The 239-nt window shown below is 66.9% G+C and carries 1 protein-coding gene; it reads left to right on the top strand.

Annotated elements, in window-relative coordinates:
* On the top strand, positions 1-169 hold a 169-nt coding region (locus G8O24_RS43830; protein WP_188108505.1), incomplete at its 5' end, for a DUF736 domain-containing protein.
* Positions 170-239: the final 70 nt, after the last annotated feature.

Genomic DNA, 239 nt, shown 5'->3' on the forward strand with positions numbered 1-239 from the left:
CCTGCGCGTGATCGTCTCAGGCGTCGAGATCGGTGCCGCCTGGCGCCGGACTTCGAAGGACAATCGCTCCTACCACTCGGTCAAGCTCGACGATCCGTCCTTCACGGCGCCCATCTACGCCAACCTCGTCGCGGTCGATGACGGCTACGCGCTGGTTTGGTCGCGCTGATCCGCAGGCCTTGCGGCGCCTCGCCTCGAGCGAGGCGCCGCGGCTTCTCTCCACGGGATTATGCGGAGTG

This window comes from Bradyrhizobium campsiandrae (assembly GCF_014529705.1).
GTDB lineage: Bacteria > Pseudomonadota > Alphaproteobacteria > Rhizobiales > Xanthobacteraceae > Bradyrhizobium > Bradyrhizobium campsiandrae.